Annotated in this window: 19 protein-coding genes; 10 read left to right on the top strand and 9 right to left on the bottom strand. The window is 67.4% G+C overall.

Features of this window, described 5'->3' with window-relative positions; all coding sequences use genetic code 11:
- Positions 1-4: 4 nt before the first annotated feature.
- Complete coding sequence (locus QGN32_RS17530; RefSeq protein WP_326545579.1) at positions 5-1066, bottom strand: alpha/beta hydrolase fold domain-containing protein; 1062 nt, start codon at positions 1064-1066, stop codon at positions 5-7.
- Positions 1067-1271: 205 nt separating this feature from the next.
- Here QGN32_RS17530 and QGN32_RS17525 point away from each other — a divergent pair, with 205 nt between their 5' ends.
- Both QGN32_RS17525 and QGN32_RS17520 read left to right on the top strand, forming a co-directional pair.
- The gene (locus QGN32_RS17525; protein WP_326545578.1) at positions 1272-2234 is read left to right on the top strand and encodes an SGNH/GDSL hydrolase family protein; all 963 of its coding nucleotides are present in this window, start codon (positions 1272-1274) and stop codon (positions 2232-2234) included.
- 33 nt (positions 2235-2267) lie between these two features.
- On the top strand, positions 2268-3485 hold the full coding sequence (locus tag QGN32_RS17520) for an acetyl-CoA C-acetyltransferase (protein ID WP_326545577.1): 1218 nt from the start codon (positions 2268-2270) through the stop codon (positions 3483-3485).
- Positions 3486-3638: 153 nt separating this feature from the next.
- Here the strand turns inward: QGN32_RS17520 and QGN32_RS17515 are convergent, their stop codons facing one another.
- Complete coding sequence (locus QGN32_RS17515; RefSeq protein ID WP_326545576.1) at positions 3639-4496, bottom strand: Bax inhibitor-1/YccA family protein; 858 nt, start codon at positions 4494-4496, stop codon at positions 3639-3641.
- Between the two features lie 178 nt (positions 4497-4674).
- On the opposite strand from QGN32_RS17515, the gene QGN32_RS17510 reads away from it, so the two are divergent.
- From QGN32_RS17510 to QGN32_RS17500, 3 genes are read left to right on the top strand one after another with little or no spacing between them, the layout of a single operon-like run.
- Positions 4675-5724, top strand: coding sequence for an enoyl-CoA hydratase/isomerase family protein (locus QGN32_RS17510; protein WP_326545575.1), 1050 nt, complete (start codon positions 4675-4677; stop codon positions 5722-5724).
- Positions 5721-6497, top strand: a complete 777-nt coding sequence (locus tag QGN32_RS17505; RefSeq protein ID WP_326545574.1) for an enoyl-CoA hydratase — start codon at positions 5721-5723, stop codon at positions 6495-6497. Before QGN32_RS17510 ends, QGN32_RS17505 begins: the two co-directional genes overlap by 4 nt.
- Before the next feature lie 9 nt (positions 6498-6506).
- Entirely contained in the window at positions 6507-8222 is a 1716-nt protein-coding gene (locus QGN32_RS17500) for an alpha/beta hydrolase (RefSeq protein ID WP_326545573.1), read from the top strand.
- Here the strand turns inward: QGN32_RS17500 and QGN32_RS17495 are convergent.
- Together QGN32_RS17495 and QGN32_RS17490 are read right to left on the bottom strand one after the other, a co-directional pair.
- Positions 8219-8596, bottom strand: a complete 378-nt coding sequence (locus QGN32_RS17495; protein WP_442791722.1) for a rhodanese-like domain-containing protein — start codon at positions 8594-8596, stop codon at positions 8219-8221. The two genes, QGN32_RS17500 and QGN32_RS17495, sit on opposite strands and share 4 nt — an antisense overlap.
- Before the next feature lie 2 nt (positions 8597-8598).
- Entirely contained in the window at positions 8599-9144 is a 546-nt protein-coding gene (locus QGN32_RS17490; RefSeq protein WP_326545571.1) for a cysteine dioxygenase, read from the bottom strand.
- Positions 9145-9387: 243 nt separating this feature from the next.
- Here QGN32_RS17490 and lpqV point away from each other — a divergent pair, with 243 nt between their 5' ends.
- Both lpqV and QGN32_RS17480 read left to right on the top strand, forming a co-directional pair.
- Entirely contained in the window at positions 9388-9828 is a 441-nt protein-coding gene (gene lpqV / locus QGN32_RS17485; protein WP_326545570.1) for a lipoprotein LpqV, read from the top strand.
- Positions 9829-9857: 29 nt separating this feature from the next.
- Complete coding sequence (locus QGN32_RS17480) at positions 9858-10865, top strand: patatin-like phospholipase family protein (RefSeq protein ID WP_326545569.1); 1008 nt, start codon at positions 9858-9860, stop codon at positions 10863-10865.
- Here the strand turns inward: QGN32_RS17480 and QGN32_RS17475 are convergent.
- Both QGN32_RS17475 and QGN32_RS17470 read right to left on the bottom strand, forming a co-directional pair.
- Positions 10862-11707, bottom strand: coding sequence for a patatin-like phospholipase family protein (locus QGN32_RS17475; RefSeq protein WP_326545568.1), 846 nt, complete (start codon positions 11705-11707; stop codon positions 10862-10864). The genes QGN32_RS17480 and QGN32_RS17475 overlap by 4 nt on opposite strands.
- Positions 11708-11729: 22 nt before the next feature.
- The gene (locus QGN32_RS17470; RefSeq protein WP_326545567.1) at positions 11730-12779 is read right to left on the bottom strand and encodes an NAD(P)H-dependent amine dehydrogenase family protein; all 1050 of its coding nucleotides are present in this window, start codon (positions 12777-12779) and stop codon (positions 11730-11732) included.
- A gap of 152 nt (positions 12780-12931) precedes the next feature.
- Here QGN32_RS17470 and QGN32_RS17465 point away from each other — a divergent pair, with 152 nt between their 5' ends.
- The 3 genes from QGN32_RS17465 (at position 12932) to QGN32_RS17455 (ending at position 16274) form a co-directional block, all read left to right on the top strand.
- On the top strand, positions 12932-14593 hold the full coding sequence (locus QGN32_RS17465) for a serine/threonine-protein kinase (protein WP_326545566.1): 1662 nt from the start codon (positions 12932-12934) through the stop codon (positions 14591-14593).
- 148 nt (positions 14594-14741) lie between these two features.
- A complete protein-coding gene (locus QGN32_RS17460; RefSeq protein ID WP_326545565.1) occupies positions 14742-15947 on the top strand; it encodes a lipid-transfer protein in 1206 nt (401 codons plus the stop codon).
- Between the two features lie 15 nt (positions 15948-15962).
- Positions 15963-16274 (top strand): hypothetical protein, encoded by a 312-nt coding sequence (locus QGN32_RS17455; protein WP_326545564.1) that lies wholly within the window; start codon positions 15963-15965, stop codon positions 16272-16274.
- Between the two features lie 23 nt (positions 16275-16297).
- Here QGN32_RS17455 and QGN32_RS17450 read toward each other — a convergent pair whose 3' ends face one another.
- From QGN32_RS17450 to QGN32_RS17440, 3 genes are all read right to left on the bottom strand, one after another.
- Positions 16298-17293 (bottom strand): MmpL3/TtfA transport complex stabilizer, encoded by a 996-nt coding sequence (locus QGN32_RS17450; RefSeq protein ID WP_326545563.1) that lies wholly within the window; start codon positions 17291-17293, stop codon positions 16298-16300.
- Positions 17294-17787: 494 nt separating this feature from the next.
- Entirely contained in the window at positions 17788-18237 is a 450-nt protein-coding gene (locus tag QGN32_RS17445; protein WP_326545562.1) for an ATP-binding protein, read from the bottom strand.
- Positions 18238-18269: 32 nt separating this feature from the next.
- Positions 18270-18617, bottom strand: coding sequence for an STAS domain-containing protein (locus tag QGN32_RS17440; RefSeq protein WP_326545561.1), 348 nt, complete (start codon positions 18615-18617; stop codon positions 18270-18272).
- Between the last annotated feature and the right edge of the window lie 360 nt (positions 18618-18977).

The following is an 18977-nucleotide window of genomic DNA, read 5'->3' as shown; positions in this document are numbered from 1 at the left end:
CGGGTTACCAGGTGGCCTCTCGGATGTAGTCGCCGATCTGACGTAACGAGCGGGTCGCCTCCGGCACCATCGGCGCCCCGATCTGAAACACGTGCATCTGCCCCGGCCACACCCGGACCTCGACCGGCACGCCCGCGGCCGCCAGCCGCCGGGCGGCCTTGCGCGCGTCACTGATCAGCACCTCGGACCCGGACACGTGGATCAGCGTGCGGGGCAGCCCGGGCTCGATGTGGTCGAGTGGCTCGTAGACCTCTTCGGGCTTGCCGTCGGTGACGTTCCTGCCTGCGGCCTCCTTGACCAGCTCCACCAGCGCGTGAAACGCCCGCGGCGGGAACATCACGTCACTGCGGATATTCGGGTGATTGGCCCTGGTCTCGTTGTCGATCTCGAAGAGCGGCGACATGGCGACCATCGCCGCGGGCACCTCGCCCTCCAGGCCTTCCCGATGCAGTCGTTCGGCCAGGGCGAGCGCCAGATAACCGCCCGCGGAGTCGCCGGCCAGGACGATCTGGTCGGGCTCGTAGCCCCTCAGCCGCAGCCACTGATACGCGTCGTAGCAGTCGTCGACGGCCATGCCGACCGAGTGCTTGGGGATCATCCGGTAGTTGACGACCAGCACCGGACAGTCGGCGTAGCCGGACAGCGCCTGCACCAGCCGGCCGTGCGAGTTGACACCGCAGGTCAAGAACGCCCCGCCGTGCATGTAGAGAATGACGCCGCGTTTGCCGTCAGCGGGCAGGACACCGGGCGCCCTGACGAGTTGCGCAGTGCATTTCGGCAAAGAGATCGTGGCGCGCACGGTACCGGGCGCCGGGCGCGCGACACGGGCCACGAAATCGATCAGACCCCATGGCCACGGCAGCCGCGGAGCGTAGCTTCCGATAGCCAGGGTCGGCCGAACAGTTAGCAGCGCGGCCAGTGAGGTGAGTCGTCCAGCGAGGCTGGGACCGTCCTCGACCACCTCGACCGGCGCCCCGTCACTGACCGGGAATTTGCGTGGTTTACGGGCCTGAAGTGGCGATACGCCTGGGCGGCCGGCACGACTCGCCTTGCTCGGTGCGGTCATGACAACCACCCCTTCCGACGCTGGAAGACGTTGCAGTGCAGAGCACGCCTAATTTTCTCGGCCTGACTCGCACCTTAGCCTGACACCTTACGTTCGAATCAACAATCAGCGAGGCAGATTCGATACCGGACTTGATACCGCAATGTGACCCCGTTCGCTTCCCGCCACGCGGATACCTCCGGAAAACAGACCTAAACTTGCCGTCGTGGGCACACCGCGACGGACGACCACCATCGCCTTTGCGGCCGCGGCCACACTCGGCTCGATCGGGTCCGCCTACATCGGGGCGCGCAACCTGCTGGTCGGCCAGGCCGATCAGGCTCGCAGCATCATCCCGCAGTCGTGGGACATCCCCCCGCGCGCGGACGGCGTGTACGCACCCGGCGGAGGTCCCGTCGAGCGCTGGAGCCGCGACGTGCTCTTCGACCTGCACCTGATGATCTTCGGCGACTCCACGGCGACCGGCTACGGCGCCACCACCGCCGAGGAGGTGCCCGGGGCCCTGCTCGCGCGGGGACTGGCCGACATCTCGGGTAAGCGGATCCGGCTGAGCACCAAGGCGATCGTCGGGGCCACATCGAAGGGACTGTCGGGGCAGATCGACGCGATGTTCGTCGCCGGGCCGCCGCCCGACGCCGCGGTGATCATGATCGGCGCCAACGACATCACCCGGCCCAACGGCATCCGGCCGTCGGCCCAGCGACTCGGGAAGGGCGTGTGCCGGTTGCGCGCTGCGGGCGCTGTCGTGGCGGTGGGCACCTGCCCGGACTTCGGGGTGATCACCGCGATCCCGCAGCCGCTGCGGGCGGTCGCTCGCAGCCGCGGCCTGCGACTGGCGCGCGCCCAGGCGGCCGCGGTTCGGTCCGCCGGTGGGATACCGGTGCCGCTGGCCGACCTGCTGACGCCCCACTTCCGCAGCACCCCCGAGGCGCTCTTCTCACCCGACATGTTCCACCCGTCCGGTGCCGGTTACGCGCTGGCTGCCAGCCAGCTGCTGCCTGCACTGTGTAATGCGTTGAGCGACTGGCTCGGTGCCGCGGCGCCGGAGTTGCCCTGGCGGACGCGCTCGGGTGAAGGCTTCGCGCTGCTGGCCCGGGTCGGCGGGTTGAGCAGGCTGTGGCGGCGCTCGACCGGGGTGCCCGCGCCTATCGTGATGCCCGCCAGCTAGGTTTTCCTGATACCCACGATGCGAGGAGACGTTATGCCTGAAGCCGTCATTGTCGCGACCGCACGGTCGCCGATCGGCCGCGCCGCCAAGGGTTCGCTCGTCGACATGCGGCCCGACGACCTGGCCGCACAGATGGTGCGCGCGGCACTGGACAAGGTGCCCGCCCTCGATCCGCGCGAGATCGACGACCTGATCATGGGCTGCGGTCAACCCGCCGGAGAGGCCGGCTTCAACATCGGCAGGGCGGTCGCCGTCGAACTCGGTTACGACTTCCTGCCGGGCACCACGGTGAACCGCTACTGCTCGTCGTCGCTGCAGACCACCCGGATGGCATTCCACGCGATCAAGGCCGGTGAGGGGCACGCGTTCATTTCCGCTGGGGTGGAGACGGTTTCACGGTTCCCGAAGGGTACGTCGGACGGCTGGCCGGACAGCAAGAACCCGTTGTTCTCCGACGCGATGAGCCGCTCGGATCAGGCGGCCGCGGGCGCTGAGGAATGGCACGACCCGCGCGAGGACGGCTTGCTGCCCGACGTGTACATCGCGATGGGCCAGACCGCGGAGAACGTCGTGCTGCACACCGGGATCAGCCGCGAGGACCAGGACCACTGGGGTGTGCGGTCGCAGAACCGCGCCGAAGAAGCGATCAAGAACGGCTTCTTCGAGCGTGAGATCGTCCCGGTGACCTTGCCCGACGGCTCGACCGTGAGCACCGACGACGGCCCACGGGCGGGCACGACGTACGAGAAGATCAGCCAACTCAAGCCGGTCTTCCGGCCCAACGGCACCGTGACCGCGGGCAACGCCTGCCCCCTGAACGACGGCGCGGCCGCGCTGGTGATCCTGTCGGACACCAAGGCTCGCGAACTCGGGCTCACACCGCTGGCGCGCGTCGTGTCGACCGGGGTGAGCGGGCTCTCGCCGGAGATCATGGGTCTCGGCCCGATCGAGGCGACGCGCAAGGCGCTCGCCAACGCCGGGATGTCGATCGGCGATATCGACCTCTACGAGATCAACGAGGCTTTCGCGGTCCAGGTGCTCGGTTCGGCGCGGGAGCTCGGCATGGACGAGGATCGGTTGAACGTCTCGGGTGGTGCGATCGCGCTCGGCCATCCGTTCGGCATGACGGGCGCGCGGATCACGACCACGCTGCTGAACAACCTGACGACGCACGACAAGACGTTGGGCCTCGAGACGATGTGCGTCGGCGGCGGTCAGGGCATGGCGATGGTGATCGAGCGGCTGTCCTGACTGGCGACGGCCCTTAACCGGTTGATTGCCCTACGTATTTGCGAGGGATCAACCCGTTAAGCGAGCCGTTGCGCAAATTGAGCGACCTGGTTGGCTCTCCGACGAACGACGAAGGGCGCCCGCTTTCGCGGACGCCCTTCGTCGTGATGGCTGCTAGTCGCTGTTGAAGTACGACAGCAGCCGCAGGATTTCGATGTACAGCCAGACCAGCGTGACCGTCAGGCCGAGCGCGATGCCCCACGCCGCCTTTTCCGGGGCCCCAGCGCGGATCATCTGATCGGCCGCGTCGAAGTCGATCAGGAAGCTGAACGCCGCCAGGCCGATGCACACCAGCGAGAAGACGATCGCGATCGGGCCGCCTGCTCGCAGGCCCATGCCTTCGCCACCGCCGACACCGAACATCGCCAGCACGAGGTTGCCGAGCATGAGGACCAGAACACCGAACAGGCCGGCGACGATCATGCGGGTGAACTTCGGCGTGACCCGGATGGCGCCGGTCTTGTAGACGACCAGCATGCCGAAGAACACACCGAACGTGGCGAGCACCGCCTGGGTGATCAACGCGCCGGCGCTACCGCCGGCGATCTCGACGCTCTTGCCGAACACCCACGAGATGGCACCAAGGAACAGCCCCTCGAGTGCCGCGTAGCTCAGGACGATCGCGGGGTTGTCCTGCTTGCGGCCGAAGGTGGCCACGAGCACCAGCACCAGACCGCCGAGCGCGCCGACCATCGCCAGCGGCAAGGCCACGGCCGGGTTGACCGAAGCCAGGAAGTAGGTGACGACTGCGACGGCCGACAGCACCGCCAGCGTGACGCCGGTCTTGGTGACGACGTCGTCGATGGTCATCGGCCGGGCGACACCGGCCTGCGTCTGATCGGGGTACTGGGTCACATAGGGGTCGGCGTGTACCGCCTGTGCACCGTAGCCGGCTGCTCCGGTACCGAATTGCGCATATCCGCCCTGCGTCTTCGGCAGGGTTCGGAATACGGGGTTGCTGGATTCCCGCACCGTCGGTTCCTCTCCTGTGATGTGGTTCGACATTCGGCGAACACACCGTCAACGATCCATCTCCCTGGTCGGTTCCCGGCTGCTCGGACGAACCTCGAAGCCGAACTTCCCAGCGTCTTCACGCCGAAACCCTACCCGGAGCCGCCGCGGGCCGGTCAACGTTCTAGATTGCATGCTCGTGGGCGAAAACGAGGATGTCCTAGTAAGCATCGATCGCGGTGTCGGGCTAATCACCCTCAACCGGCCCAAGGCCATCAATTCGCTGAACCATCCCATGGTCACTGCGATGTCACGCGTGCTCGCCGATTGGGAGCGCGACGACGCGGTCAGCGCGGTCGTCGTGGACGGCGCCGGCGAGCGGGGCCTGTGCGCGGGCGGCGACATCGTCGCGCTCTATCACAGCGCGAGAGCCGAGGGCCCGGAAAAAGGCCGTGAGGCGCGAGCGTTCTGGTACGACGAATACCTGCTCAACGCCCAGATCGGCCGCTTCGGCAAACCCTATGTCGCGCTGATGGACGGCATCGTCATGGGCGGCGGCGTCGGGATCAGCGCCCACGGCAGCGTCCGCGTCGTCACCGACACCACCAAGATGGCGATGCCGGAGGTCGGTATCGGCTTCGTCCCCGACGTCGGCGGCACGCTGATCCTGCCGCGTGCACCCGGCCTGCTCGGCTATCACGCCGCGCTCACGGGTGCGAACTTCGACGGCGCCGACGCGATCGCGATGGGCTTCGCCGACCATTTCGTGCCCCACGAGAAGCTTGCCGGCTTCAAGGCCGCGGTGATCGACGACGGCATCGACGCCGCACTGGCAGCGCATGCCGTCGAGCCGCCACCGAGTCAGCTTGTCGCGCAGCGGGACTGGATCGACCAGTGCTACGCCAACGACACGGTGGCCGACATCGTCGCCGCGCTGCATGGACACGACGGCGGTCCGAGTGACGACGCGGCCGACCTGATCGAGACCCGCTCGCCGATCTCGGTCTCGGTCGCGCTGGAAGCCCTGCGCCGCGCCGCGAAACTCGACACACTCGAAGACGTGCTGCGCCAGGAGTACCGGACGTCGTGTGGCGCACTGCGCTCCCACGATTTCGTCGAGGGTATCCGCGCCCAGGTCGTCGACAAGGACCGCAACCCGAGATGGTCGCCCCCCTCGCTGGCGGCCGTCACCACCGCCGACGTCGAGGCCTACTTCGCGCCGGCCGACCGCGAACTGGAGTTCTCATGACCGAGTACGAGACCATAATCGTCGCCTGCGATGACCGCGTCGCCACCATCACGCTGAACCGGCCGAAAGCGCTCAACGCGCTCAACAGCCAGGTGATGCAAGAAGTCACCTCTGCGGCAGCCGAATTGGACGGCGATCCCGGTATCGGCGCGATCATCCTCACCGGCAACGAGAAGGCCTTCGCCGCCGGCGCGGACATCAAGGAGATGGCCGGCCTGAGCTTCGCGGACGTGTTCGGCGGCGACTTCTTCGCGGCATGGGGCAAATTCGCCGCCACCCGCACCCCGACGATCGCGGCGGTCGCCGGCTACGCGCTGGGCGGCGGCTGCGAGCTGGCGATGATGTGTGATCTGCTGATCGCCGCCGACACCGCGAAATTCGGCCAGCCCGAAATCAAGCTCGGCGTTCTGCCGGGAATGGGTGGCTCACAACGGCTCACCCGCGCCATCGGCAAGGCGAAGGCCATGGACCTGATTTTGACCGGCCGCAACATGGCCGCCGAGGAGGCCGAACGCGCCGGCCTGGTCTCGCGCGTCGTGCCCGCCGACACGTTGCTCGACGAGGCGAACGCGGTCGCCAAGACCATTGCGGCAATGTCGCTGTCGGCGTCGCGGATGGCCAAGGAGGCCGTCAACCGCGCCTTCGAGACGACCCTGGCCGAAGGTCTGCTCTACGAGCGCAGATTGTTCCATTCGGCGTTCGCCACCGAAGATCAGACCGAGGGCATGGGCGCGTTCACCGAGAAGCGCCCACCGAACTTCCGCCACCGCTAATCTGCGGAGGTGACCGACACCCGCGACGACACTGAGGCAACACCTGAGACGTCGCGGGAGCAGGAAGCTGCCGAGAAACCGCCCGACAAACCCTGGTGGGTGCGCCGGTACACGTTCACCGGAACCGCGCTGGCGCTGGTCTTCATCTGGCTCTCGCTGACCCCGTCGTTGCTGCCACGAGGCCCGCTGTTCCAGGGCCTGGTCAGCGGCGCTGCAGGCGCATTCGGATACATGCTCGGCGTGTTCGTGGTGTGGCTCACGCGCTACATGCTGTCGAGGAACAGCAGCCCGCCTGCGCCGCGCCAAGCCTGGATCGCCCTGGTGATCATCGGCATCGTGGGGCAGATCCTGATGATCGTCTACTTCCACATCTGGCAGGACGAGGTCCGTGACCTCACGGGCGTTCCGCGGATGGGCTTCTGGGACCATCCCCTGACCGCGGTGCTGTCGATCGTGACCCTGTTCGTGCTCGTCGAGATCGGCCAGTTGATCGGCCGGCTGGTGCGCTTCCTGGTACGCCAGCTGGAACGTGTTGCGCCCCCGCGTGTTTCGGCCGTCGTGGTGGTGGTGTTGCTGCTCACCCTGAGCATCGCGCTGCTCAACGGAGTCGTCGTGCGTTTCGCGATGAGCACGATCAACAACACGTTCTCCGCGGTCAACGACGAGACCGACCCCGACTTCGACGCCCCCACCTCGCCGCTGCGGTCCGGCGGCCCGGAGTCGCTGGTCAGTTGGGAGTCGCTCGGCCACCAGGGCCGGATCTTCGTGGCGGCAGGCCCGAGCGTCGAGCGACTGACGGCGTTCAACGGCCGAGAAGCCATCGAGCCGATCCGGGCCTACGCCGGACTGCATTCCGCCGCCGGCATCCGGGCCACCGCCCAGCTGGCGGCACGGGAGCTGCAACGGACCGGCGGCCTGAACCGCCAAGTGGTCGCGGTGGCCACCACCACCGGCACCGGGTGGATCAACGAAGCGGAGGCCTCGGCACTGGAGTACATGTACAACGGCGACACCGCGATCGTGTCGATGCAGTACTCGTTCCTGCCGAGCTGGCTGTCGTTCCTGGTCGACAAGGAGAACGCTCGGCAGGCCGGGCAGGCATTGTTCGAGGCCGTCGACGAGCTCATCCGCGAGATGCCCGAAGCGCAGCGGCCGCGCCTCGTCGTGTTCGGCGAGAGCCTCGGCTCGTTCGGCGGAGAAGCGCCGTTCCTCGCGCTCAACAACCTCATCGCACGCACGGACGGCGCCTTGTTCAGCGGCCCGACATTCAACAACACGATCTGGACGCAGCTCACCCGTGACCGCGACCCGGGTTCGCCGATGTGGCTGCCGATCTACGACAAGGGTGAGAACGTCCGGTTCGTCGCCCGCGCCGAAAACCTGGCCCGGCCCGCCGACCCGTGGAACCACCCGCGGGTGGTGTACCTGCAGCACGCATCCGACCCGATCGCGTGGTTCAACCCGGATCTGCTGTTCGCCGAACCGGATTGGCTCAAGGAGCCGCGTGGCTACGACGTGTCGGGCCGGATGCAGTGGATTCCGGTGGTGACGTTCCTTCAGGTGTCGGCGGACATGGCGGTGGCCGTCGACGTGCCCGACGGGCACGGACATGTCTACGTCGAGAACGTGGCCAACGCGTGGGCGGCGATCCTGGAGCCGCCGGAGTGGACGCCGGACAAGACCGAGCGTCTCCGGCCTCTGCTGAGCAGCGACGAAAAGGACTAGCCCAGAACGCCTTCGGCCTTCAACGCGTGGTATCCGCCGACGACGTCGGTGGCGCGGTGCAGCCCCAGATCGAGCAGCGACGCGGCCGCCAGGCTGGAGGTGTAGCCCTGCGAGCACAGCACCACCCACTCGACGTCGTCGCCGACGGCCTGTGGCAGCCGCGTGTCGCTGGTCGGATCGCAGCGCCACTCGAGCACATTGCGCTCGATCACTAATGCCGCCGGGACATGCCCCTCGTGCGCGCGTTGAGCCTGTGGCCGAATGTCGACCAGGATCGCGCCGCGATCCAATGCGGCGGGCACCTCCGAAGCCGGCAACCGGCGCAGCCGGGCGCGAGCGTCGTCGAGGACCCGGTCGATCCGACTGGTGGGCATCGTCATCCCTCCGGTGCGTCGGTCAGCTCGGTCCGGTCGCGGCGCAACGTCTTGCGATCGGTTACGTCGTAGTACGACATGGCGGTGAGTGGCGGCGAGTAGGCGTGCACGCTCAGCGTCGGCGCGACCGGAGCCGAGATCTCACGCTCGGGCGCCCAGACGACGTCGTGCACCCACCCCAGCGGGAAGGCGGCCTGATCACCGGCCGACAACCGCCGCCGGCGCAACCCCCCACCGTCCCAACGGGTCTCGCGCAATGCGCCCGACACCACGGTGAGAGCGCCGAGGGAGCCACCGTGATCGTGCAATTCGGTCGATCGGTCCGGCACCCAGCTGATCAACCAGATGTCGAGTTCGTCGTCGCCGTGCAGACGAGTGAACCACCGCTCGTCGCGAGGCGGACCGCCGACCGGCAGCAGGTGGTCGAAACGACCGGTCAGCAACTCGTCGGCGCCGCGGTCGCTGGCCAGCAACAGATCGGGTAAGCGCAATCGCGTCGGCGCGGACACCGCCGGCGCGGCAGAAGTCAGGACTGCAGGCGAGACCATGAGAGCTCCAGAGGGGGGACGAAACGGGCAGGGCGCGGCGCTCAGCCCGACAACACCGCCGGCGTCCGTTCGTCATGCACACCAGTCTCAACCCCGACGGCCGGCACCGGCCGCCGCGGCCGGCCAACGAACCGGATAACCGCTGGCCACTGGGCCCCCACCGCTCAGATTCAGGCTGAGTCGAAACGCGGCAGGACAGGGCGGCCCGGCCGTCCGCTCGACCGGTTGCCTAGATTGACGGACATGCTCAGGCACACTGGCCACCTCACCGCGGCTGCCGTCGCGATCGCGATCCTCGTCGCCGGTTGCTCGTCCGAAACCGACCGCACGCCCGAGAAATCCTCGCCCCCAACCCCCTCGGCCTCGACCGCCCCCGGCTCGGAAACGCCAAGTGTCGCACCGGGTTCCACCGCGATCTCACCTGACGGCGTCACCACCGCGGTCGGAGCTCCCGCCGATTCGACCGAGGACGAGTACTTCAAGGCCTGCGACACGGCCAGACGGTGGATGGAGCAGCAGGGCGGCGACGCGAAGATGCAGGTCGAGCCGTACCTCGGCATGCTCCAGTCCACGGATTCGGCGGGTCCGGGCACCTACGACACCGCCTGGTCGCAGTTGCCGCCGCCACGGCAGGCCGCGGTCATCGTCGCCGTACAGGCAGCCGCCGACGGCCTCTGCGGATAGCACCGCAGACCGCGCGCGACAATGGCGGTATGGCTGGCAAGCGGGTAGCGCTGGCGCTGGGCAGCGGTGGCGCCCGCGGTTACGCCCACATCGGGGTGATCGAGGAGCTGCAGGAGCGCGGATACGAGATCGTCGGGATCGCCGGGTCGTCCATGGGCGCCCTGGTCGGCGGGCTGCAGGCCGCAGGAAAGCTCGACCAGTTCGCCACGTGGGCGAAGTCGCTGACTCAGGGCGCGGTACTACGACTGCTCGATCCGTCGATCACCGCCGCGGGCGTGTTGCGCGCGGCCAAGATCCTCGACGCGGTCCGCGACATCCTCGGTGAGGTCAGGATCGAGGACCTGCCGATTCCCTACACCGCGGTGTCGACCGACCTGATCGCCGGCAAGTCGGTGTGGCTGCAGCGAGGCCCGGTGGACGCCGCGATCCGGGCCTCGATCGCGATCCCGGGGGTGATCGCACCGCACCTGCTCGACGGTCGTCTGCTCGCCGACGGCGGCATTCTCGAACCGCTGCCGATGGCGCCGATCGCAGCGGTCAACGCCGACCTGACCATCGCGGTGTCGTTGTCGGGCAGCGAATCCGGCGGTGCCCAGGAGCCTGCCGAACCCGGGTCGCGCGCGACGACAGAGTGGTTGGCCCGGGTGTGGCGCAGCACCACGTCGCTGTTCGAGTCGAATGCGGTGCTCGGCCGCTTCGGCGCCGGCTTCGACGAAGATCCCGAATCTTCCGACAACGAAGAGGAACTCGTCGACGCGACCAAGGAAGTGACCAAAGAAACGCCGGTGGTGCCCAAACTCGGCAGCTTCGAGGTGATGAACCGCACCATCGACATCGCCCAGGCGGCGCTGGCGCGGCACCAGCTGGCCGGCTATCCGCCCGACCTGCTCATCGAGGTGCCCCGTTCGGCATGCCGGAGCCTGGAGTTTCACCGCGCCGCCGAGGTGATCGACGTCGGCGCCGAGCTGGCCGCCGCCGCCCTCGATGCGTTCGGCAAGCCCAATCGCGCCGAAACGACCTCTGGCGCAGAGGATTAGAGCCCGAGGTACGCGGCCACCTCTGCAGCGACCCGCCTGCCCTGTGCGCGCCCGGCGTGCGCGGACGGAATTCGGCACGCGGGGTCCAACGGGTTGGTGCCGAAAGCGGCCAGGGCCTCGTCGGCGGCGAACACGCCGAAGGCATCGTGCGCGGCGACCTCGTCCCTGGCCTCCGTCCCGAACGGCGAAGGCGACGAAAGGCCCTGCGGGATCAGCGCTACCACGACATCGCAGTCGTCGGCGAGCACGAGGTTGACGGTGCTGCCGACGCCACCGTCCATGAACCGCCGCGCTCCGATGGTCACCGGCGGCCACACGCCCGGCACTGCGCAACTGGCCGCGACCGCGTCCACCAGAGAGACGCCCGACGCGCGGTCGAACGCTACCAACTCGCCGGTGGCCGTGTCGATCGCCGAGATGCGCAGCTCGCGGTCCGGCCAGTCGTGCGACGGCAGCCGGTGCTCGATCACCTCGCGCCGGACCGGTTCGGTGACGGTGTCCGTGGCCAGCGCGATCGCTCCGATCCGCTGCAGTTTCTCGGTTTTGGAACCGGGCGTGGTCATCGCGCTGAGGAGGATCTCGGTGATGTCCTCGATGCCCGCGCCCGGGTTGATCTCCGCGGACGCCTCCGCGGTCTGCCTGTCGAACAGGGCTTCCAGGCTGAGCCCGCTGCCGAGTTGCGCCGCGACCGCCGATCCCGCCGAGGTGCCGACCAGGACGTCGGAGTCCAGTAGCGTCTGGGCCGCCGCGGGCGACTCGTCGGCGATACCCGTAAGGACTCCGGTCTCCCACGCGATGCCCGCCAGCCCGCCGCCGGCGAGTACCAGTGCTCGTCTCGTCACACCCCGTGAGTGTGCCAGGCGGCTACCCGAGCCCCGGCGCCGCCTTGCCGCTGATCAACGGCAGGTCGAGGTAGGTCGCAATACCGGGTTCGGCGGCACATACTGCGGGCACCGAGTTCACGCAGTGCGCCGCCGTGCCGACGATGCCGTACTCCGGACCCTCGCCGCCGACCGCCGACTGAAAACCCTTGACGACGATGTTGACGTCCGGGTTGCCTCGGACCTCCATCTCGTACCGCTGGCCTTCGGGGCCGAACGTCCAGGCGGGATCGAGGTTCTCCTCGCCCATCAACCAGTTCACGGTGACCCTGACGACCGGTTCACCGTCGACGAGCGCTTCCCAGTAAAACTTTCGGCCCGCAACCTGTCCCGGCTCGATCACACCGATCGGAGATTCGATCGGCGCGGTGGCGACGGCGATCTCCTGGGTAGACCGGACTTTCGCATCTGCCCGGAACCCGACCTTGTCGACGATCATCTTCACGGCCTGGATGAAGCCGCCGTCGAGCAGCTTCTGCATCGGCCCACTCAGCGCCTTCTCCGGCACCTCACCGAAACCCATCACATGCCGGACGACATCGGGCGCTTCATACGTGCGCAGGTCCGAATACTCCTCGGCGCGAACGTAAGTCACCGCCGTTGAGAATGCGGAGAACAGCAGCGGGAATTTCTCACTGATTCCGCCGGGGGCGATGCCGGTGCCGTGCAGGGTGGCATTGCCCGCGATCGCCGCGTCCCGCAGCGGCGCGCTCTGACGGTCACCCGGGTATACCCAGCCGACGGGTGTGACGACGTTCTTGCCCGAGCGCAACAGGGCCGCGACCTCGTCGGGGTTGGGCAAGAGCGGGGCGTAGATCACCGCGTCGGCGTCGAGGGCGAGGATGTCCTCGACAGTGTTGGTCGCGGTGACGCCCAGCGGTTCGGTGCCGATGATCTCGCCGACATCCTTGCCCGCCTTGTCCGGCGAATGCACCCAGCAACCGGCGAGTTCGAGTTCGGGGTGTTCGAGCACGCCCTTGATCGCTGCGACTCCCACCCCTCCTGTTGCCCACTGCACGACCCGCAGGCTCATACCGATCCTCCATCGCGGAACTAGAACACGTTCTACTCTTGCAGGTCTACACCACGGTGCCGGGCATACGGGACGTTTCGGATAGAGCCGCGTCCGGCGTGACACGAGATTAGATTGTGTTCGCCGGCTACCGCACCGCCCGAGGAGCATCAATGACCGACCCCGAATCACGTGTCGGTTCCCGGATCGGCCCGTATCGGCTGCGCCGGTTGCTGGGCAAGGGCGGCATGGGCGAGGTTTACGAAGCCGAGGACACCGTCAAAGACCGTATCGTCGCGCTGAAGCTGTTACCCGAGTCGGCCTCGAACGATCCGGTGTTCCGGAAACGACTTCAGCGCGAGGCGCACTCGGCAGGCCGGCTGCAGGAGCCGCACGTGGTGCCGATCCACGACTACGGCGAGGTCGACGGCCTGCTCTACGTCGATATGCGCATGATCGACGGCACCGATCTGCGCAAGGTGCTCAAGAACTACGGTCCGATGACGCCCGCCCGGGCAGTCGCTGTCGTCAAGCAGGTCGCTTCGGCCCTCGACGCCGCCCACGAGAGCGGTGTAATGCACCGGGATGTCAAGCCCGAGAACATCATTCTGACCCGTGACGACTTCGCCTACCTGGTCGACTTCGGCATCGCCAACGCCGCCACCGACGAGAGACTCACCGAGCTGGGCACCGCGGTCGGCACCTACGCGTACATGGCGCCGGAACGCTTCACCAACGACGAGGTGACCTACCGCGCGGATGTGTACGCGCTGTGTTGTGTTCTGCACGAATGCCTCACGGGCTCACAGCCGTTCCCCGGCGATAGCGTCAGCGTCGTCATCACCGCGCACCTGATGCAGCCCGTTCCCAAGCCCAGCGAGCAGCGGCCCGGCATTCCGGCCGCCTTCGACGCGGTGATCGCCCGCGGGATGGCCAAGAACCCGGTAGACCGCTACGCCAGCGCCGGCGATCTGGCCGCTGCGGCGAACGACGCACTGACACAACGGGATCAGGATCAGGCCGCCACCATCCTGCAACGCAGTGAGGCCGCGGGTCCAACTCTCCCGCCGGCTGCGCCCGGTCGGCATCAGACACCGCCGCCCGCCGGGCGGCCGGCCGCGTTTTACACGCCGCCGCCGGCCGACGGACCGCCGAGCGGGCCGATGTGGGCCACCCCGGCACCGACTGGACCGCCACGACCACCGGGGCCGGGACACAAGAGCTCGTCTTGGGTCCCGATCGCCGCCGGGGTCTCGGTGTTCGTGTTGGTGCTGGCGATGTTCGGAATCTGGTTTTTGATCAAGCTCGACGACGCACCGTCGGCTTCGACCACCACCTCGACGACCCAGCCGGCACAGACCACCGAGCGCACCACCCGCCAGACCCCGCGCACCACTACTGCCGCGCCGGGTGCGAATTCTTTCGACGCCACATTGCTCGGGCTGCTGCGTGGCTACGACGACGGCGTGTGCGAGCCGGTCCACCCGCCCGCCACCGGCGCGTTGGCAACGGTGGACTGCGGCCAGGCCGCACCCGAGGGCGGCCCGACCAACGCGCGGTATTCGCTGTTCGCCGACCAGCCGGCCCTGGACAAGGCTTTCGACCAGTCCGTCGCGGCGAACTCCGAACTGCTGCCGTGCCCCGACGGTGGCGCAGACTCACCGACGACCTGGCACTACACCCCCACCCCCGACCAAGTGGAGGGACGCATCGCCTGCGGCGTCTTCAACGGCAACCAGGACGTGACGTGGACCAAGAACGCCGAGCTACTGCTGGGCGACGCGCAGAGCCAGAACCTCGTCGACCTGCACAACTGGTGGCTGACGTACGGCTGACCGGTCGGCCAAGACTGCGCTCGGACTGGCCGCCGTCGCAGGGCCGACCCGATCCCCAGCCAACTCGAGATGACCCCCGATACGGCGTCCACTTGGGATGACGCGCAGTATGTTTTTGTCGTCGCAGCGCAGCGAAAGGATCAGCACGATGTCCACCGCAAAGAAGAACAGGGTTTTCGTCGTCGGCGTCGGAATGACGAAGTTCGAGAAGCCCGGCCGCCGCGAGGGCTGGGACTACCCGCAGATGGCCAAGGAGTCCGGCACCAAGGCCCTCGAAGACGCCGGCATCGACTACTCCGAGGTGCAGCAGGGGTTCGTCGGCTATGTCGCCGGCGACTCGACGTCGGGCAACCGGGCCCTCTACGAACTGGGCATGACGGGCATTCCGATCGTCAACGTCAACAACAACTGCTCGACCGGGTCCACCGCGCTCTTCCTCGCCGCGCAGACCATCCGCGGTGGGCTGGCCGACTGCACGATCGCGCTGGGCTTCGAGAAGATGCAGCCCGGTTCCCTGCAGGGCGGCCACGACGATCGCGAATCGCCGATGGGCAGACACGTCAAGGCGATGGCTGCGATCGACGAGTTCGGCTTTCCCGTGGCGCCGTGGATGTTCGGTGCGGCCGGCCGCGAGCACATGCGCCAACATGGAAGCACCGCAGAGCATTTCGCGAAAATCGGCTACAAGAACCACAAGCATTCGGTGAACAACCCGTACGCGCAGTTCCAGGAGGAGTACAGCCTCGACGACATCCTGGCCGCGAAGATGATCTCCGATCCGCTGACCAAGCTGCAGTGCTCGCCGACCTCCGACGGCTCGGGCGCGGCGATCGTGGCCAGCGAGGAGTTCGTCGACAAGCACGGTCTGGCCGGTCAGGCGGTGGAGATCGTCGGGCAGGCGATGACCACCGATTTCGAGTCCAGCTTCGACGGCAGCGCCAAAAACCTCATCGGCTACGACATGAACGTCAAAGCGGCGCAGCAGGTTTACGACCAGTCCGGCCTCGGGCCCGCCGACTTCCAGGTGATCGAGCTGCATGACTGCTTCTCGGCCAACGAACTGCTGCTCTACGAGGCGCTCGGCCTGTGCGGCGAGGGCGAGGCGCCCAAGCTCATCGACAACAACGACACCACCTACGGCGGGCGTTGGGTCGTCAACCCCTCGGGCGGGCTGATCTCCAAGGGTCACCCGCTCGGTGCGACGGGTCTCGCGCAGTGCGCGGAGCTGACGTGGCAGTTGCGCGGTACCGCGGACAAACGCCAGGTCGACGGGGTCACCGCCGCGTTGCAGCACAACATCGGGCTCGGTGGCGCCGCAGTGGTGACCGCTTATCAGCGCGCCGAGCGCTTATAGGGGATCATGAACCCCATGCGGACGACATGGATCCTCGCCGGTGCAGCCGTCGTGTGCGCAGCGATCGCCGCCCCTGCCGGTGTCGCGTCAGCCGATGACCAGGAATCGGCGCAGGAAGTCATCACCAAGCTGCAGGACCAGGGTTACAACGTGACCATCGACAAGATCGGCACGGCCCCGCTCTCTGACTGCGTGGTCACCAGCGTCCGCAACCCGCAGCAGTTCACCCAGTTGATGCCGCTGCTCGGGGGCAACCAAGACGGTGTGCTGTTTCCGGTGACCATCAGCAAGCCGATCTCGGTGTCACTGGACTGCAGCGGCCGCTGAGCAACGCTCACGGGCATATCGGACTACGCGGTGACCCGCTCCGGTTCGGGGACCTCGGGGGCGATGAACGGATCGGTCGCGACGAACTGCGAGTACAGCAGCGGCATCGTCGAATCGACGGCGAACACCGACACCCCGCCGGCGTAGTCGGCGACGTACACGCGACCGCCGTGCGAGTCGACCGCTACGCAGGACGGACGGGCCCCGACGGTGATTGTGTTGACGACCTGCAACGTGAGCGTGCACAACACCACGACGTGGTCGTAGTCGACGATGTAGGCCCTGGCTTTGTCCGCACCCATCGCCAGTTGAGTCGGGGCGCCCCCGAGTTCGACGACATCGGTCACACGACCCGCCGACAGGTCGATCACGTGCACCACGCCACCGCGGACCCGGTCCGAGCTGAGGACCAACGCCGTGCCGTCGGCCAGCGCGATATCGCGAATGGGCGAACCGATCCGCACCGCGCGCCCGACGCGTCCGGTCTCGAGTTCGACGGTCACGACCGCGCTGCCGCGCGCATCCGTGGTCGCGACGTAGAGCCGTGTGCCGCTCGGGTCGATCGCAAGCGCATCGATGCCGATGCCTGCGCCGGTCGCGACGTCGATCGTGCCAACCCGGTCGGCGGGGATGTCGATCACCGCGACGTCGATGCGCCCGTCACCGGTGCGGCCGGCATAGACGCGCTTGCCGTCGGGGCTGACCACGAGCGCCGTGATGTTGTCCGCGAGTGGATACGCCGCGATCACCGACTTGGTGACGGTGTCGATGACGGTGACTTCGTCCTTGTGGCTCCACGAGGAGGTGCTCACATAGGCGCGATCGTCGTGCAACGCGACGGCGAACGGCTCACCGGCCACCGCGATGATCGCGTCCGCAGTGAGGGTGCGGGCGTTGAGCACCGCGACGCTGTCGTCGCCCGGGTGGGTCACCACAGCGGCACCCGCACCGGTGGCGATATCGCCGACCGGTCCGCGGTGCAGTTCGACGGCACCCAACGCGGCAACGCTTGGATCCACTCGCGTCCGGGAGGGGGCCTCCGCGTCAAGGGCATGTTCAGGCATCAAAACGCTAACCATCGTTGTCGGGTACCTCCGCCGGCATGACGTGCGCCAGCCCTAGATTCCAAGTCACATCGCGCCGTGCAGGCGCGGTCTTGAGTCGAGCATAGCGACGGATTCGGACGGGCTGGAGCCACGCAAAGCTCGCGGATAGAGGCTTCTTGAGAACCTCTCAGACATCGCTTAGAAAGTCGCTCGTTACCCAATTGTTACCTATCACGAGCAACCCGGTGAGCACGGTTGACCTGTCGAAATGATGCTGCGGCAAGGCCTTCCGAAGAATGTGACCGACCACACGGCTCACCGTTTCTTACGTTCGGGCGACCAAAGTGAGCGGTAAATCACACGCGACACGACAGCAAACACGCCACATGAGTCACGACGGTCACACGCTCACGCGCGATACAGCATCAGAACCCGCGAGTGAACCCGTCGGCGGCGGCTCGACGCGATCATGCGGACGTCGCGCAGGGCTCCGGCGAGATGAGCGGGCAGTTGTCGAACTCGAGTTGGACGCGGGTGCCAGAAGGCGAGGCGTCGATAGTCGCCCGGTCGGACAGGGCGCGCATCAATGGAATACCGCGGCCCCGGGTGTTGGGCCGGCCGTCGGGCTCCTTCGCCAACCAGGCGCCCCGGTCGGAAACCGCCGCCACCAGGCGCCGGTCCCCGGTGTCATAACGAGCCGTCACCGACATCGTGCCCGGCTGCTGCGATTGGACATAGGCGAATTCGGCCGCGTTGGTCAACGCCTCGTTCACCGCCAGTAGCACGTCGCTGAGCCGCTCCGCATCGAGCGCGAAAGTGGCACGTAGCCACTGAGCGAAGGCATTGCGGAACTCTGCGACGGTCCGGGCGTCTGCGGGGCCGTTGCTCGAAAATCCAAGTTCCGTCGGATTGTTCATGATGACGTCTGGTTACCCCGTCAGACGCGCGCTCACGCGGTGAGGTTGTCGAGGGCGACGTCCAAGCCGGAAAACAGGTCGATCACATCGGCGATGCCCGTGATCTTCAGGGGCCGGCTGGTGGCCGGGCCGTCCGCGACGACGGCGAACCGCGTCTCGGAGCCGTCGGTCTGGTTGTGGGTTTCCATCAGCACCTGCATGCCCGCCGAGCCGAGGAACTCCACGTTGGTCAGGTCGACGATCAAGCCCGTCGGATCCTTACCCAACGCCGCCTGCACGGCGTTCCTCAGCTGAGGCGCCGTGAGCATGTCGAGATCCCCCGAGGCGGCGACGACAGCGACGCGTCCCACCCAGTTCTCGGTACAAAGTTGTCCGTCCAAGCCTCACCTCGTGTTTGGCAACCACCGTAGCGGTCATGGCCGATCGCCTGAGGGCAGTCTTAACCCGGGCAATAGGGTAGCGACTTCACCCTACGCATGCATCGCGGGGACCCATTCGCGCCCGTCAGAATGCAGAAGGCGAATCGACGCGGCTCGCCGATGACGATCCGCTCCCATTAGGCGAGCGGATGGTCGCGGTTGACCAGTTGCTCGGCGATCAGATGCAGCGGTGTCTTCGTCTGCCGGGAGAGCCTGACCAGCAGATTGAACGCATCGCCGCGTCGACCTTGCATGTGCGGCCGCCGCCAGCCCAGGTCCCCCACTGGGGGCGTGAAGGCACGCGTTCGCTCTGAGTAGAGG

The sequence above is a fragment of the Mycolicibacterium sp. ND9-15 genome (genome assembly GCF_035918395.1).
Classification (GTDB): Bacteria; Actinomycetota; Actinomycetes; order Mycobacteriales; family Mycobacteriaceae; genus Mycobacterium.
This window is presented reverse-complemented; position numbering and strand designations above follow the sequence as displayed.